We start from the raw sequence: 16,124 nt of genomic DNA, 5'->3' as shown, positions 1-16,124 counted from the left end.
AGCGGCCCCAAAACCAGGCAACTCGGTTCTTCCTGGAAGAATGCGTCTGCCGAATTAGGGCCGCTTCGCAGCCCAGCGCGGGACAAGCCCGCTCGCCACAGAGGCCATGCTGGGCTTAAGTGGTAGGGCAAGCCCCTCCCACAGTTAATGTGGGGTGGGTGCAGATCAGCTGACCCGCAACACAATCTTGCCGATATGCTCCCCACCCTCCATGCGTGCATGGGCCTTGTCTGCTTCGGTGTAGTCAAACACCTGGTCGATCATCGGCAGGCAGCGCCCGGCGGACAGCACCGGCCACACGTGCTCGCGCAGCTGCGCGGCGATGTCTGCCTTTTCATCCTTGGTCCGGGCGCGCAACAGCGAGCCGGTGACGATGGCGCGTTTGCCGAGGATGGTCAGCAAGTCCACCTCATTGGCCTTGGCGCCGCCGAGGAAGCCCAGCATCACCAGGCGGCCGTCCATGGCCAGGGCCTTGAGGTTGTTGTTGAGGTAGGAGCCACCCATGATGTCGAGGATCACATTCACGCCCTGGCTGCCGATGACGTCGACGAAATCCTGCTCGCGATAATTGATCGCCTCGGCGCCCAGTGCGCGGATGGCCGCGCATTTATCGTCGCTGCCAGCGGTGGCGAATGCCTGGATGCCGAACTCGCGGCACAGCATCAACGCGGTGGTGCCGATACCGCTGGTGCCGCCGTGGATCAGCACGCGCTGGCCTTTGTGGGCGCCGCCGATGCCGAACAGGTTGGCCCACACGGTGAAGAAGGTTTCCGGGATGGCTGCTGCTTGAATCCACTCCATCCCCTCGGGCACCGGCAGCGCCTGGCCAGCAGGCACCGCGCAATATTGGGCGTAGCCACCGCCATTGGTCAGGGCACACACCTTGTCGCCGACGGCGTATTCACTGACGCCTTCGCCCAGCGCCACCACTTCACCGGCCACTTCCAGGCCAGGGTAGGGGCTCATGCCGGGTTTCATCGGGTATTTACCGGCCCGTTGCAGGGCGTCGGGGCGGTTGACCCCGGCGGCGTGCACGCGGATCAGGATCTCGCCAGCCGCCGGGGAAGGCACGGGTACCTGGCGTGGCTTGAGCACTTCGGGACCGCCGGGCGTGGTGATTTCAATCAGGGTCATTTCGGTTGGCAGGGTCATTTTGCAATTCCTGTAACGGTGAACGTATGGAGTGGGACTGTATCGGACGGTCGGCGGTTCAGCACAAACATGCCCAGTTCCAGCAGTAGTGCGACCACAATCGCGCCGGCGGCAATCATGAACAACAGCCCATGTTGCCCGCCGCTGCTGTTGAACAATGCCGAGTAGGCAAAGCCCGACAGCGCTTGGAACGAAGCGAAAGACACCGTGGCGCGGCTCCAGGCCACTTGTTGCTGGTGGTGGTTGGGCAACAATTCATGCACCCGCGCCAGTGCCAGCGGCACGATGCCTGGCGGGAAGGAACCGAGGATCACGGCGAGTATCGCGAGTGCTGTGAACGAGCTGGCAAACGGCAACAGGCCGACCGCAATCGCCTGTACCACTAGCACCACGCGAATGCTCATGCGGGCACCGAGTTTGTCCGCCAGGAAGCCGTAGGTGACCGGGCCGACAATCGACCCCAGCCCGTACATCACCCAGATCATCGCGCCGACATGCGCCCCGTCACCCAAGCCACGGGCCACGTAGTCCACCAGGAACACCATGGCCGGTACCAGGCCCGCCGCCATAAAGGCGTACTGCGCAAACAGCAGGTACACGCCGTTGGGTGTGGGTGTTGCCGCAGCCGTTGGGGCCGGTGCTTCATGCTGCGTGCCGGCCGGCCAGGCGAACCAGCTCGCGGCGGTCAACACCAGCGCCAGCAGCCCGAGGCCGAACCAGGTCTGCTGCAAGCCCAGGCTCAGCAGTGGCGGCACGAGGGTGCCGGAACCGGCGATGCCCAGGCCGATGCCCAAGAAGATCGCACCACTGGCCAGGCCCCGGCGCTCAGCCGGTACATGGGGCAGCACGGTCGCGGCGACCAGCACCATGATTGCGCCACCGGCAATGCCCGACAGCAAGCGCCAGGCAAAGAACCAGACCACTGACAGAGGGAAGCCACAGGCGAAGAACGCGAGGGTTACCGCCACCATCATCAGGCGCAGGGCGGTGGTATTGGAGGTGCGTTGGGCAATGGGACGCCCGATCAGCGCGCCGATCAGGTAACCCACCAGGTTGGCGGCGCCGAGGTACACCACATCATTGGCGGAAAACCACTGGGCCTGGATCAAGCTTGGGATCAAGGGCGTATAGGCGAACCGCGCCAGGCCAATGCTGACCAGGCTGGCGCACAGGCCGGCGAAAATGGGCAGCCAGATCGGGCTGCGCGGTGAAACGTGAGTGCCTTGCATGATGGCTGTCCTGGGTATTTTTCTCTGGCGGCCAGCATATCCAGGTTTTGTGATGCAATAATGCTGCGAATTGGCGTCACGCTGATGCATATACGCAGCACTGGAGCAGACGATGAACTGGGACGACGCACGGGTATTTCTCGCGGTGTGCCGCGAATCCACATTACGCGGTGCCGCACGGGTCTTGGGCGTGGACCAGGCCACCGTGGGCCGGCGTATCAACGCCCTGGAAAAAAACCTCAGCGCAACCTTGTTCCTGCGCACCTCCGAGGGCTACGCGCTCACTGCTGTGGGCGAGGCTGCGTTGCTGTCGGTGGAGAAAATGGAGCGCTCGGCCCTCGACCTGCAACGTCAGATCCAGGGCCTGGATGACCGCCTGACCGGCACTGTGCGGGTCAGCACCACCGACTCCCTGGCTATCGACTTCCTGATCCCAGCCATCGCGCAATTGCACGACAAGCACCCCGACGTGCGCGTGCAACTGGACGCCTCTACGCAGATCCTCAGCCTGGCCAAGCGCGAAGCCGATATCGCCGTGCGCAACCAGCGCCCGGACAACCCCGACCTGATCGCCCGGCGTATCGCACGTTGGCCGGTGGGGTTGTTTGCCGCGCAGTCCTATATCGACCGCCATGGCATGCCTGAGCCCGGCAGCCTGTTCGAAGGCCACGACCTGGTGGTCTACCAACCCTATCTGCAAAGCCAGAAGGACATGACCTTGGTGTCAGAACCCATCGTCCGAGGCCGTATAGTCGCGGCCCTGAGCTCCAGCCTGTTGGTACGTCGCTCGATTGCCGCCGGTATCGGCATCGGTGAAATCCCGGTGTACACCGGCGAGCGTGATGGGTTGGTACGGCTATGGCCGGAACGCGACCGCCCCACGCCCTACGACGTGTGGCTGGTGACCCACGCCGACCTGCGCCACACCGCCCGCGTACGCGTGGTGATCGACGAGATCGTCGCGGCGTTTGCCGGCACGGGGGAGTGAGGTCAGCACAGGGTTGCAAGCGTGCGCTGGCTCGCAACGCCAGAATGGGCCCCGGTAGCAGGTCAATTCACTGGGAGTGCGTATGAACGAATCGAAATATCCGGACCTTGGGCTGCTGTTCCTGCGGGTCAGCGGGGCGCTGTTCCTGTTGTGGGTGCATGGCTTGCCCAAATTGCTTAACTACAGCGAGCAATTGAAGCTGATCGAAGACCCGTTTCACCTCGGGGCGAATATTACTCTGCTGCTGGCGATTTTCGCTGAGGTGCTGTGCCCGCTGCTGATCATCGCCGGGGTGCTGGTGCGCCTGGCGTGCCTGCCGATCTTGAGCGTGCTGCTGATTGCACTGCTGGTGGTGCACCCGGAATGGACGCTGTTTGAAGCGCAGTTTGGCTGGTTGCTGCTGATCATTTTCACCACGCTGTTGATCAGCGGGCCGGGGCGCCTGACGCTGAGCCGCCCTTAATTGTAGTGAGCGGGCTTGCCCCGCGCTGGGTGGCGAAGCCGCCCCAAAACCAGACAACTGAGCTCTGCCTGAAAGAACGTGGCGGTTGGATTAGGGCTGCTTCGCACCCCAGCGCGGGACAAGCCCGCTCACCACAACCCAAAAAAAGGCCGGGCAAGCCCGGCCAAAATAAGGAGAGGGTCAATCAGCGGTTCAGGAACGCCAGCAGGTCTTCGTTCAACGCCTGGGTGTGAGTGGCCGCGAAGCCGTGTGGCGCGTCCTTGTAGACTTTCAGTTCAGCGCCCTTGATCAGCTGGGCGGCGACTTTACCGGTGGTCTCGAACGGTACGATCTGGTCGCCATCACCGTGGATGACCAGGGTCGGCACGTCGATCTTGGCCATGTCCGGGCGGAAGTCGGTGTCGGCGAAGGCGGTGACGCAATCCACCGTCGACTTGAGCGAGGCTTGCAGGGCGATTTGCAGGGTCTGGGTCAGCACGCCTTCGGAGACGACCTGGCCCTTGTTGATGCCGAAGAATGGGGTGTTGAAGTCGGAGATGAACTGCGCACGGTCTTTCAGCAGCCCGGCCTTGATGCCTTCGAACACTTCAGCAGGTACGCCTTCAGGATAGTCGGCGGTCTGGCCGAAAATCGGCGTCACCGCACCCAACAACACCAGGCCGGCCACACGGGCGCTGCCATGGCGCGCGATGTAGCGCGATACGTCGCCGCCGCCCATGGAGAAGCCCACCAGGGTCACGTCCTTGAGGTCCAGGTGTTCGATCAGTTGGGCGATGTCGTCGGCGAAGGTGTTGTAGTCGTTGCCGGTCCACGGTTGGTCCGAGCGCCCGAAGCCACGACGGTCGAACGCTATGGTGCGAAAGCCACGGCTGCTCAGGTATTCCATCTGGTATTCCCACATGTCCGCATCCAGCGGCCAGCCGTGGCTGAACAGCACGGGTTTACCGCTGCCCCAGTCCTTGAAGTAGATCTGGGTACCGTCTTTGGCAACGAATGTGCTCATGGAAATCTCCTGCGTGAGTGGACAGAGAACGTTAGCTCACTATTACGACAAACCGGACGAAGGGCTTGTACGGGTGTGCTCGGTTGAACGGTTCAGCGTCTATGCTGGTCCACTGACTTCAACCCGTCAGATCACACAGGTGAACGAAATGGCCAAGACTTACAGCTACGCCGCCCAGAACGCCAAGGATTCGCTCAAGCCCTTTACCTTCGAGCGCCGCACGCCGGGGGCCGATGACGTACAGATCGACATTCTGTTCTGTGGGGTCTGCCACTCCGACCTGCACACCGTGCGTAATGAATGGCAGAACACCCTGTACCCCTCGGTGCCTGGCCACGAGATCGTCGGCCGCGTCACGGCGGTGGGCGCCAATGTGCGCAACTTCAAGGTCGGCGACCTGGCCGGGGTTGGCTGCATGGTCGACAGCTGCCAGCACTGCGCCTCCTGTGCCGAGGGCGAGGAGCAATACTGCGAGAACGGCTTTACCGGCACCTACAACGGGCCGATGTTCGGCGGCGAGAACACCTACGGCGGGTATTCGGACAGCATCGTGGTCAAGGAGAAGTTCGTGCTGCGCATCTCCCATGGCGACGCCAACCTGGCGGCCGTTGCGCCGTTGCTCTGTGCCGGCATCACCACTTACTCGCCGCTGCATCACTGGAAGGTCGGCCCTGGCAAGAAGGTCGGCGTGGTGGGCCTCGGTGGGCTGGGGCACATGGCCGTGAAGATCGCCCATGCCATGGGCGCCCACGTGACGTTGTTCACCACCTCACCCAACAAACGCGAAGACGGTTTGCGCCTGGGCGCTGACCAAGTGGTGGTGTCGAAAAATGCCGACGAGATGGCCAAGGTTGCCAACAGCCTGGACTTCATCCTCAACACCGTGGCTGCGCCGCACAACCTTGATGCCTTTATCAGCCTGCTCAAGCGTGACGGCACCATGACCCTGGTCGGCGCCCCCGACAGCCCGCACCCGTCGCCTGCGGTGTTCAACCTGATCTTCAAGCGCCGCAGCATCGCGGGGTCGTTGATTGGGGGGATCCAGGAGACCCAGGACATGCTGGACTTTTGCGCCAAGCACAAGATTGTCTCTGACATCGAGATGATTGATATCCAGGGCATCAACGAGGCGTATGAGCGAATGCTCAAGGGGGATGTGAAGTATCGGTTTGTGATTGATATGCAGAGCTTGAAAAAAGAAAGCAGCGCCGCTTGATCTGAGTAAGTGGGCACTGCTTTTTTGTGGGAGCGGGCTTGCTCGCGAAAGCGGTGTGTCAGCTGCCACATCTGTGACTGATACACCGCTTTCGCGAGCAAGCCCGCTCCCACACAAGCCCGCTCCCACGCGGGTTATGTGTTCGGTTTAAGCAGACAGGTGCTCATACAGAATAGTCGCGCCCACCAGCATCAACACCACCCCACCGATGATCTCGGCACGCTTGCCCACGAGGGTCCCCAGCACGCGCCCGAGCATCATGCCGATGGTCACCATGGTCATGGTCGCCAGGCCAATCGCCGCTGCGGCCACCAGGATGTTTACATCGACAAATGCCAGCCCCACGCCCACCGCCAGTGCATCAATGCTGGTGGCGAAGGCCGTCACGGCAAGAATCATGAAGGAATGCTGGGCCGGTTTCTCGGCTTCTTCATCCTCGGTCTTGAGCCCGTTGTAGATCATGTGCAGGCCCAACGCGACGAGCAGGGTAAAGGCGATCCAGTGGTCCCAGTCTTCCACCCAGCGGGTGGCGGCATGGCCGATGGCCCAGCCGATCATCGGCGTAATGGCTTCGATCACACCAAAGATCAGGCCGGCGCGCAGGGCTTGGGTGAGGCGGGGTCTGTGCAGGCTGGAGCCTTTGCCGATGGCCGCCGCGAAGGCGTCGGTAGACATGGCCAGGGCCAGGAGGATCAGGGAAATGGGGTTCACGGTCAGGCTTCCAGTCGGGCTATGGGACGCAACGACACCCCCACGCGCCCGACTTTAGGCATGGAAATGTCGCTGGTCTCACCAACCGCAAAACGGTGTTCGTACCACGGCAGGTTGCCGAATATGTTGATACGAACGCTTCCAACAGGGTCAGAAGCCGGTTACTCCCCAACGAGGTGGGCGATCATAGGCGGGCAAACATGAAAATTTCGTTAAATCTGCTATCGCAATTCGCGGATGATCCGGCAGAACACCGGGTCGTCCAGGTAGGCCACGTTCAATCGGGTCCAAGGCGAGGTGTTTTTCGGCTGGGTCGAAAAGATCGAACCCGGCGCCAACATCACCCCTTGGGCCAGGCAGTGGCGGGTGAGGGCGTTGGCGTCCTCGATGTGCGGGAAGCGCGCCCACAGGTACAGGCTTTGTTCCGGGCGGCAGAACACCTCGGCGCCGAGTTCGTCGAGCAGGTCCAGGCCGCGCGCGGTGGCGTGGCGCAAGCGGTCTTGCAGGCGCGACAGGTGCCGCAGGAACTGCCCTTCACCCAGGATCACATCAATGGTGCGCTCGCTGTACTCGGCGCCGCTGTTGTGCAGGATCATCTTGATATCCGCCAGTTCTTCGACCCGCTGCTTGCTGCCGGCGATAAAGCCCACGCGCAGCGCGGCCGAGACCGATTTGGCAAAGCTGCCCACGTACAAGGTGCGGTTAAGCTGGTCCAATGCTGACAACTTGATCGCCGAACTGGGCTTGAAGTCGGCCATTGCATCGTTCTCCACCAGCAGCAGGTCATAGGTTTCAGCGATGCGCAGCAGTTGGTGAGCCTTGGCCGGGGACAGGTCGGAGCCGGTAGGGTTGTGGCCGATGGACTGCAAAAAGAACAGGCGCGGGCGATGGGCTTTGATCAGCTGTTCCAGTGCATGCAAATCCGGGCCGTCGGGCTCGCGAGGCACGCCGAACATGCGTGCGCCCTGCAGTTGCAGTTTGCCGAACAGCGGATAATAACCGGGGTCTTCCACCAGCACCGGGTCGCCGGGGTTGAGGTAGCGGCGGATGATCAGGTCCATGGCGTGGTTGGCGCCCAGGGTCGTCACCAATTGCCGAGGTGACACCGGCAGCGCGTAACCGGCGAGCTTCTGCACCAGCCGTGCGCGTAACCCGGCGTTGCCCAAGCGCGTGCCATAGCGAAACAGTGTGGTGACCCCGGCGCGCACCACTTGGCGGTGGAACTTGTCCAGGCGCATGTCCATCAGCCATTCCACCGGCGGGAAGCCTTCGCCAAGGTGCGAATGGCCCGGGTCGCGTACAAACTGCTGGCGCATCATCCAGATGGTGTCCAGGGCACGGTTGTACGGCAGGCTGTCTTCCTCTTCGCTGGTGTGGGCCACGCGCTTGATCACAAAAAAGCCTTGGCCATGGCGTGCCTCCACCAGCCCATCGGCGGCCAAGTGCTCGTAGGCAGTGATCACCGTGTTCTTCGAATGGCCATGCAGGCGCATGTATTCGCGCAGCGACGGCAGCTTCTCGCCTGCCTTGAGCGCGCCATCGGTAATCTGCTGGGCGATGGCGCTGGCCACCTGTTGCGCGAGGGTAGGGCGCGACATGCTGCAATTCCTCGTGGGTTCTTGTTATGGGTACAGTCGGCGAACTGTCCGGCAAAACTGTACCTTCTTTCAAGGCTACAGATGGGGCAATTTGACGGCATCCAATAACAAATGACTCCTTGAGGAGCCCCTGAATGTCGATTGATTCCCGCTTGCCCAACTTCCGCAGCCTGTCCCCCCGCCAGCGTCTTGAACACCTGCAACCCTTGCTTGGCTTGAGTGACGAAGACCTGGCGCTGCTGCGTGACGCCGGTGCGTTGCCGCTGGAAATCGCCGACGGCATGATCGAAAACGTCATCGGCAAATTCGAACTGCCTTACGCCGTGGCCAGCAACTTCCGCATCAACGGTCGCGACGTGGTGATCCCGTTGGTGGTGGAAGAACCGTCGGTGGTCGCCGCGGCATCGTTCATGGCCAAGCTGACCCGCCCGGCCGGTGGCTTCCAGACCTCCAGCAGCGCACCGCTGATGCGCGCCCAGGTGCAGATCATCGGCATCAGCGACCCGTTCAATGCGCGCTTGAGCCTGCTGCGCAACAAGGACGAAATCATCGCCCTGGCCAATAGCAAGGATCAGTTGTTGAACACCCTTGGCGGCGGTTGCCGTGACATCGAGGTGCACACTTTCGCTGACAGCCCACGCGGGCCGATGCTGGTGGCGCACCTGATCGTCGACGTGCGCGACGCCATGGGTGCCAACACCGTCAACACCATGGCCGAAGCCGTGGCACCGCTGATGGAGCGTCTCACCGGTGGTAAGGTGCGCCTGCGCATCCTGTCCAACCTGGCGGACTTGCGCCTGTGCCGCGCCCAATTGCGCATTGCCCCGGAACACCTGGCCACCGCCGAGTACAGCGGCGAAGAGGTGATCGAAGGGGTGATCGACGCCTACACCTTCGCCGCCATCGACCCGTACCGTGCCGCCACCCACAACAAAGGCATCATGAACGGCATCGACCCGCTGGTGGTCGCCACCGGCAACGACTGGCGCGCCGTGGAAGCCGGTGCCCATGCCTACGCCTGCCGCAGCGGCCACTACGGCTCGCTGACCACGTGGGAAAAAGACCGCGAGGGCCACTTGGTCGGCACCCTGGAAATGCCGATGCCGCTGGGGCTGGTCGGCGGTGCCACCAAGACCCATCCGCTGGCGCAATTGTCGTTGCGCATCCTGGGGGTCAAGAGCGCCCAGGAGCTGGGTGAAATCGCCGTGGCCGTGGGCCTGGCGCAGAACCTCGGTGCGTTGCGTGCCCTGGCCACCGAAGGCATCCAGCGTGGGCATATGGCCTTGCATGCGCGCAATGTGGCGCTGTCGGCCGGTGCCCGTGGAGATGAAGTGCAGTGGCTGGTGGAACGCATGGTCGCGACCCATGACGTGCGGGCCGACAGTGCGCGCGCATTGTTGCTTGATAAGCGCGGCCAGTGAACATGGACGCCGTCAGGCTGGTGGAAGTGGGCGCGCGGGACGGGTTGCAGAACGAAGCCCGTTGCCTGCCCGTCGATACCCGAGTTGCCTTGGTGCAACGCTTGGCCGATTGCGGTTTGCGCACGATTGAAGCCGGTGCATTCGTGTCGCCGCGCTGGGTGCCGCAGATGGCCGGTTCCGACGACGTGCTGCGCCGATTGGCGCCGCGCCCGGGCGTGACCTACACCGCGCTGGTGCCCAACCTGCAAGGCCTGGACATGGCCCTGGCCGCCGGTTGCCGAGAGGTGGCGGTGTTCGCGGCGGCGTCCGAGGCGTTCTCGCAAAAGAACATCAATTGCTCGATTGCCCAGAGCCTGGAGCGCTTCGAGCCGGTGTTGGCCAAGGCCCGGGAGGCGGGCGTTGCGGTGCGTGGCTATGTGTCCTGCGTGCTCGGCTGCCCGTTTACCGGCGCGGTCCCCGTCGCTCAGGTGGTGGCGGTCACCCAGGCGCTGTATGCCATGGGCTGCTACGAAATCAGTTTGGGCGACACCATTGGCACCGGCACGCCGGGGGCGACGCGGCAGTTGATCGAGGCCTGCGCCGACGCGGTTCCCCTCAGCGCCCTGGCCGGGCATTTCCATGACACCTACGGCATGGCCGTGGCCAACGTGCAGGCCGCCTGGCAGGCCGGGGTGCGGGTGTTCGACAGCTCGGTGTCGGGCTTGGGCGGTTGCCCGTATTCACCGGGGGCCACCGGCAACGTGGCCACCGAGGAACTGGTGTATCTGTTTGAAGGGCAGGGCGTCGCCACCGGGGTCGACCTTGCAAAATTGATCGAGGTAGGCGTCTTTATTGATAGCCAGCTGCAACGCAGCGGTGAATCGCGGGTCGCCAAGGCATTGCGCGCACGCATCCAATAACAATAAGTGGAGCCCCCATGAACCCTCTTGCAACCACCCTGGCCGGTTTCGGCCCGCTCAAGGGCGTGACCATCCTTGACCTGACCCGCGTCGTCGCAGGCCCCTATTGCGCCATGCTGCTGGCGGACATGGGCGCCCACGTGATCAAGATCGAGCACCCCAACGACCCGGACCTGACCCGTGAATTCCCGCCCATGAGCCGCAGCAGCGACACGCCAGTCAGTGGCTTCTTCGCCCAGTTCAACCGCAACAAACAGGCGGTGTGCCTGGACCTCAAACACCCGGACGGCAAGGCCACGTTCCTGCAGATGGTGGCCAAGGCCGACATCGTTATCGAAAACTTCCGCCCCGGCACCATGGACAAGCTCGGGCTGGGCTACAAGGTGCTCAAGGCCGTCAACCCGGCGCTGGTGTTCACCGCCATCAGTGGCTTTGGCCAGCACGGGCCCAACTCGTCGCGACCGGCGTTCGACAGCAGTGCCCAGGCATCCGGCGGGCTATGGTCGATGAATGGCACCGTGGAGGAGCCGATGCGCGTCGGCACGGTTTTGGGCGACTTGTCGGCGGCTTTGTATGCGGCCATTGGCACCCTCGGCGCCCTGCGTGAGGCCGAGCGCAGCGGCCAGGGGCAACTGGTGGACGTGTCCCAGCAGGACTCGATTATTTCCCTGACCGAAAATGCCCTGGTCACCTATACCGAAACCGGCGACGTGGTGGGCCCCACCGGCAACGGTCATCCCTTCGTCAAACCTTACGGCCGTTATGCATGCAAGGACGGTTTTGTGTTTTTCGGCGCCTACACCGACAAGTTCTGGCGCGAGGCCTGCCAGGCGTTCGGTACGCCTGAATTGGCCAGCGACCCGGAACTGGACACCATGGCCAAGCGTTTCAACCAGGCGACCTACCTGCGCCGGGTCAAGCCCATCGTCGAAGGCTGGTGTGCGGCTTACACCAAGGCTGAGCTGGAAGCCCTGACCGGCGACCGCTTCCCGTTGTCGCCGATCAAAAGCATGGACGAAGTGGTCGCAGACCCTCACGTGCGCGAGCGCGACATGGTGGTCAGCGTCGAATGCCAGGGCGCGCATTTCGAGGTGTTCGGCAACCCGGTCAAGCTCTCCGGCGGCACCCTGGAGAAGGGCGCCAGTGCGCCTGGTGTCGGCCAGCACAACCAGCAGGTTTACCGCGAGTGGCTGGGCCTGGATCAATCCCAATACGACGAACTGGTCGCTCGAGGTGTGATTTGAGCCTGCTCACCGAACAGATCAAAGGCTGCATCGGCCTGGCCTTGCCGCCGGTGCGTTTTGAGGTCAGCCGCAACGACATTCGCAAATACGCCGTGGCCACCGGCCAACGCCAGGCGCGGTTTCTGGCCGGTGATGAAGCACCGTTGATGTTCCTGTTCAGCGTGCTGATGCCGGTGCTGCCCCTGGACCAACTGCGCGAAGACGGCCATTGCCCCGACAACCCGCTGCTGCCGGAACTGCCGCTCAAGCGCATCCTGGCCGGCGGTAGCCGCTACCAGGTGCACGGGCGTATCTATCCCGGCGACGTGCTGATGTGCCGCCAAAGCCTGGTGGACATCCACGAAAAACAGGGCGCGGAAGGCCCATTGATTTTCCTGGTGTTCGAAAACCGTTTCGAGAACGAAGCGGGCGAACCGCTGGTGATCGAACACCTGACCCGGATAGCGAGGTAAACATGGCCACTCCTGAAGTCGGCCAGGCCCTGCCTGAGCGCCAATACACCCCGGGCACCGTGCAGTTGTTCCTGTACAACGCCGCGATCTGGAACGCCCACCGCATCCACTACGACCTGCTTTACGCCCAGGACGGCGAGGGGCATCCGGGGCTGCTGGTGGACGGGCCGTTGCAGGGTGATTGGTTGACCCAACTGCTCTATGACTGGATGGGCGCCGACGATCAATTGCTGGCGTTCGAGTACAGCAACCGGCGTGCGGCCTACCTCGGGGATGTACTCACCGCGTGCGCTGAGGTCGAGGCGGTTGAGCACGCGGATATCACTTTCACCTTGCGCATCGTCAACCAGCACGGCCAGGCGACCACGGTGGGACGGGCCACTGTCCGCCGTGCCTGAAGGCTTCACCCCCCTATAAAAACAACAAGCCCGAAAGGGCCGGAGGGCACCATGCAACAACCTCTTTTACCGCCGGACAAGCAACACCTGTATGAGGTGTGGGGCGACACCATCGATGGCCGCCACCTGGCGATGTCCATCGGCATCGGCGCCGTGGTCAGCCTGGGCGCCTATTTTGCCGCGCAGCACCTGCTGCACTATGTGGTGGAATCGACGCAGATGGCCCGCGCCTATGCGATGTTGATCGGCATCCTCGGCTGCCTGGCAGGCGGTGCGATCAGCGCCAAACTGTTCCCGCCCAAGCGCGACGTGCAAGAGAACCTCGCCGACCAGGGCTTTCGCGAACAAGTGGTGGCCGACCTGCTCAAGGAGTACGGCAGCCTCGGGCGCCTGGAAGACTTGGCCCCTGAGGTGATTGCCGAACTGCGCGAACTGGAGCTGTACGAGCTGTTTCGCGAGGCCCAGGCACGTGAGCAAGTGCTGCGCGAAACGCCGGCAACCCCACTCACCGCCAGCCTCAGTGGAGGGCGCGGGTGATGGAAGTGTTATTGCACGAAATCATGATGGCCTTTGCCCTTGGGTTGCTGGGCGCGGTGGTGTTTGCCGCCATCGGCCTGGTGTCCGGTACTGACGAAACCACCACCCTGGCGCCGCTCACCATGTTGGTGGTGCTGTTGGGTGCGCCACCTGCGGGGGTGTTGACGTTCTTCCTGGCGGGCGCGGTGGCCAAGCACATGACCCATGCGGTGCCCACGGCCTTGCTGGGGATTCCCGGTGATACATCGGCCACGGCGCTGCTGGCGGATGCCAACTACCTGCGCAAGCTCGGCGTACCGCATATTGCCTTGCGCAAGATGATCTCCGGTGGTGCGGTGGCGGCGTTGATCGCGGTGCCGTTGTCGGTGCTGTTCGCGGTGTTGCTGGCGCCGTTCGGCGCGGTGATCAAGCAGTTCGCGCCGTGGGTATTTCTGTGCGCCGCGTTCACCATCGCCTACTTCTCTGCAGGGCGTTGGGCGGCGGTGCTGGCCCTGGTGCCGTTCGTGGTGGTGATCGTGGCGTTGCAGGCGTTGACCGGGCAATACGGGGTCAAGTTGTCGGTGAGTTACTTCCTCGGCATCGCCGTGGCGCCGCTGATTGCCTCGCTGTTTTCCCTGTTGGCCCCCGGCGAGCGCCAGCGCATGCGCCGTGACCAATACCGGGTGTTTTCCCTGGCACCGGATGTGAAAGGCTGGAGCGGTTATTTCCCCAACCCGTTCAAGGTCATCAACCCACGCCAGGTGCGCGTCACGGCCATGGCCGCCAGCGTCTCCAGCGCAACATTCGTGTTCAGCCCGGTGGCGATGACGGTGATCATGGGCGAGGTGATCGGCTCGCGGATCAAGCATGCCTACGACCGCCTGACCACGGTGATCACAGCCCGTAACGGCGTGACCGAATCCACCTATATCGCTGAAACCCTGATCCCGCTGATGGCCTTTGGTTTGCCGTTGAGCCCGGTGGCTGCCGGCCCGGCTGCGCCGTTGTTCAACGCACCGCCACGGTTTTTCGTCGATAACGCCACGGGTGAGATCAACAACCTGCACAACCTGCTCAACACCTGGGAGTTCCTCGGCTACGGCATGCTCGCGGTGATTGTGGCGATCCTGGTGGCGTACCCGTTCACCATGAACTTCGCCCACGGCGCAGCGGCCTTCGTGGTGCGCAAGATCAGCCATGAAGCCGTGATCGCGACTTTTATCGGCCTGGTGCTGGTGATCGGCATCTGGGAAGGCGGGCTGCTGGGGTTGATGGTGATTGTCACCATAGGCTTGCTCGGCGGGTTCCTGGCGCGCTTCCTGGGCTTCAACATCGGCGTGCAGTTCATGGGCTATTACACGGCGGTCCTCACGGTGCCCGCGATCATTGCGTTGACCGGCAACTAAACCCCTTAACCCTCCACCCGCCAGCAGATACCCGTTATCTGCGACGGGAGGCGTTCGCCTCCCAAAAAGGAATAATAAAAATGAAGATCCTTTTGCGCTCCAACCCAGTGGTACTCACGTGCCTGGCCCTCACCGCCGGCAGCAGCCAGGCCGAGGGCTTTTTGGACGACAGCAAGGCCTCGCTGAACCTGCGCAACTTTTACCTGAACCGCAACTTCGTCAATGGCAACTACCCCCAGGCCAAGGCCGAGGAGTGGACCCAGAGTTTTATCCTCGATGCCCGCACGGGTTACACCGAGGGCCTGGTGGGCTTTGGCGTGGACGTGCTGGGGCTGTATTCGGTCAAACTCGACGGAGGCAAGGGCACCGCCAACACCCAACTGTTGCCGGTGCACGACGACGGCCGCCCAGCGGACGATTTTGGCCGCCTGGGCGTTGCGCTCAAAGCCAAGCTGTCGAACACCGAACTCAAGGCCGGGGAGTGGGCGCCGGCGTTGCCGGTACTGCGCTCGGACGACGGCCGTTCGTTGACCCAGACCTTTCGCGGCGCCCAAGTCACCTCGAAGGAAATCAGCGGCCTGACCCTGTACGGCGGCCAGTTCCGCGCCAACAGCCCGCGCAACGACGCGAGCATGGAGGACATGTTCATGGGCGGCCGCCCGGATGCCACCTCCGACCGCTTCAACTTCGGCGGCGCTGAGTACCAGTTCAACGACAAAAAAACCCAAGTCGGCGCCTGGTATTCGGTGCTGGCGGACATCTACCAGCAACGCTATTTCAACCTGACCCACAGCCAGCCACTGGGCAGTTGGGTATTGGGCGCCAACCTCGGCTACTTTTCCGGCGAAGAAAACGGCAGCGCCCGCGCCGGCAGCCTGGAAAACCGGGCGCTGTCGGCCATGCTCTCGGCCAGGACCGGCGCGCACACCTTCTATGTGGGGCTACAACGCCTGTCCGGCGCCAACGGCTGGATGCGCGTCAACGGCACCGCCGGCACCAGCCTGGCCAACGACAGCTACAACTCCAGCTACGACGCGGCCAGGGAGCGCTCGTGGCAACTGCGCTACGACTACGACTTTGCCGCCCAGGGCCTGCCGGGTTTAACGCTGATGACCCGCTATATCCGCGGCAGCAATGCCCATGTCGGGGCGATCACCGATGGCGAGGAATGGGGCCGCGAGTCGGAGTTGGCCTACGTGATACAGAGCGGGCCGGCCAAGAACTTCAACGTGCGCTGGCGCAACTCCACGTTACGCCGCGACTTCAGCACCAACGAGTTTGATGAGAACCGGTTGATCATCAGCTACCCGTTGTCGCTGCTGTAACCGCAGCCTTGGGGCTGCCTCTTTTTTGTGTCGAACACTGTGCAAAATGTGGGAGCGGGCTTGCTCGCGAATGCGGTGTGTCAGTCGCATATAAGCTGACTGA

At 63.0% G+C, this 16,124-nt stretch carries 16 protein-coding genes and 1 riboswitch; of the genes, 11 read left to right on the top strand and 5 right to left on the bottom strand.

Annotated elements, in window-relative coordinates:
• Positions 1–165 precede the first annotated feature (165 nt).
• Positions 166–1,152, bottom strand: coding sequence for an NAD(P)H-quinone oxidoreductase (locus tag ACLD1Y_RS30460; RefSeq protein WP_429481356.1), 987 nt, complete (start codon positions 1,150–1,152; stop codon positions 166–168).
• Positions 1,149–2,381 (bottom strand): YbfB/YjiJ family MFS transporter, encoded by a 1,233-nt coding sequence (locus tag ACLD1Y_RS30455; protein ID WP_429481355.1) that lies wholly within the window; start codon positions 2,379–2,381, stop codon positions 1,149–1,151. The genes ACLD1Y_RS30460 and ACLD1Y_RS30455 overlap by 4 nt, the downstream gene beginning before the upstream one ends.
• A gap of 112 nt (positions 2,382–2,493) precedes the next feature.
• Between ACLD1Y_RS30455 and ACLD1Y_RS30450 the strand changes: the two genes are divergently transcribed.
• Together ACLD1Y_RS30450 and ACLD1Y_RS30445 are read left to right on the top strand one after the other, a co-directional pair.
• Positions 2,494–3,369, top strand: coding sequence for a LysR family transcriptional regulator (locus ACLD1Y_RS30450; RefSeq protein WP_429481354.1), 876 nt, complete (start codon positions 2,494–2,496; stop codon positions 3,367–3,369).
• Between the two features lie 82 nt (positions 3,370–3,451).
• Positions 3,452–3,832, top strand: coding sequence for a DoxX family protein (locus ACLD1Y_RS30445; protein ID WP_429481353.1), 381 nt, complete (start codon positions 3,452–3,454; stop codon positions 3,830–3,832).
• Positions 3,833–4,016: 184 nt separating this feature from the next.
• Here the strand turns inward: ACLD1Y_RS30445 and ACLD1Y_RS30440 are convergent, their stop codons facing one another.
• Positions 4,017–4,835: an alpha/beta fold hydrolase gene (locus ACLD1Y_RS30440; protein ID WP_429481352.1), complete on the bottom strand. Its 819-nt coding sequence runs from the start codon at positions 4,833–4,835 to the stop codon at positions 4,017–4,019.
• A 148-nt stretch (positions 4,836–4,983) separates the two neighbouring features.
• On the opposite strand from ACLD1Y_RS30440, the gene ACLD1Y_RS30435 reads away from it, so the two are divergent.
• Positions 4,984–6,051, top strand: a complete 1,068-nt coding sequence (locus ACLD1Y_RS30435) for an NAD(P)-dependent alcohol dehydrogenase (RefSeq protein ID WP_429481351.1) — start codon at positions 4,984–4,986, stop codon at positions 6,049–6,051.
• 147 nt (positions 6,052–6,198) lie between these two features.
• Here the strand turns inward: ACLD1Y_RS30435 and mntP are convergent, their stop codons facing one another.
• Complete coding sequence (gene mntP, locus ACLD1Y_RS30430) at positions 6,199–6,762, bottom strand: manganese efflux pump MntP (protein ID WP_429481350.1); 564 nt, start codon at positions 6,760–6,762, stop codon at positions 6,199–6,201.
• 10 nt (positions 6,763–6,772) lie between these two features.
• A riboswitch (yybP-ykoY riboswitch) is annotated at positions 6,773–6,944 on the bottom strand.
• Positions 6,945–6,983: 39 nt separating this feature from the next.
• Positions 6,984–8,360, bottom strand: coding sequence for a PLP-dependent aminotransferase family protein (locus tag ACLD1Y_RS30425; protein ID WP_429481349.1), 1,377 nt, complete (start codon positions 8,358–8,360; stop codon positions 6,984–6,986).
• Between the two features lie 134 nt (positions 8,361–8,494).
• Between ACLD1Y_RS30425 and ACLD1Y_RS30420 the strand changes: the two genes are divergently transcribed.
• The 8 genes from ACLD1Y_RS30420 (at position 8,495) to ACLD1Y_RS30385 (ending at position 16,021) form a co-directional block, all read left to right on the top strand.
• On the top strand, positions 8,495–9,781 hold the full coding sequence (locus tag ACLD1Y_RS30420; protein ID WP_429481348.1) for a hydroxymethylglutaryl-CoA reductase, degradative: 1,287 nt from the start codon (positions 8,495–8,497) through the stop codon (positions 9,779–9,781).
• A 2-nt stretch (positions 9,782–9,783) separates the two neighbouring features.
• Positions 9,784–10,680 carry a hydroxymethylglutaryl-CoA lyase gene (locus ACLD1Y_RS30415; RefSeq protein WP_429481347.1) on the top strand — a complete coding sequence of 299 codons (897 nt, stop codon included), beginning with the start codon at positions 9,784–9,786 and terminating at the stop codon, positions 10,678–10,680.
• A gap of 17 nt (positions 10,681–10,697) precedes the next feature.
• Positions 10,698–11,924 (top strand): CaiB/BaiF CoA transferase family protein, encoded by a 1,227-nt coding sequence (locus ACLD1Y_RS30410; RefSeq protein WP_429481346.1) that lies wholly within the window; start codon positions 10,698–10,700, stop codon positions 11,922–11,924.
• Positions 11,921–12,376, top strand: coding sequence for an FAS1-like dehydratase domain-containing protein (locus ACLD1Y_RS30405; RefSeq protein WP_429481345.1), 456 nt, complete (start codon positions 11,921–11,923; stop codon positions 12,374–12,376). The genes ACLD1Y_RS30410 and ACLD1Y_RS30405 overlap by 4 nt, the downstream gene beginning before the upstream one ends.
• 2 nt (positions 12,377–12,378) lie before the next feature.
• Entirely contained in the window at positions 12,379–12,774 is a 396-nt protein-coding gene (locus ACLD1Y_RS30400; RefSeq protein WP_429481344.1) for a hypothetical protein, read from the top strand.
• Between the two features lie 51 nt (positions 12,775–12,825).
• On the top strand, positions 12,826–13,311 hold the full coding sequence (locus ACLD1Y_RS30395; RefSeq protein WP_429481343.1) for a hypothetical protein: 486 nt from the start codon (positions 12,826–12,828) through the stop codon (positions 13,309–13,311).
• Complete coding sequence (locus tag ACLD1Y_RS30390; RefSeq protein ID WP_185710719.1) at positions 13,311–14,696, top strand: tripartite tricarboxylate transporter permease; 1,386 nt, start codon at positions 13,311–13,313, stop codon at positions 14,694–14,696. The genes ACLD1Y_RS30395 and ACLD1Y_RS30390 overlap by 1 nt, the downstream gene beginning before the upstream one ends.
• A gap of 80 nt (positions 14,697–14,776) precedes the next feature.
• Complete coding sequence (locus ACLD1Y_RS30385; RefSeq protein WP_429481342.1) at positions 14,777–16,021, top strand: OprD family porin; 1,245 nt, start codon at positions 14,777–14,779, stop codon at positions 16,019–16,021.
• The last annotated feature ends 103 nt before the right edge of the window (positions 16,022–16,124 follow it).

Source organism: Pseudomonas sp. 18175 (assembly GCF_050432925.1).
Lineage (GTDB): Bacteria > Pseudomonadota > Gammaproteobacteria > Pseudomonadales > Pseudomonadaceae > Aquipseudomonas.
This window is presented reverse-complemented; position numbering and strand designations above follow the sequence as displayed.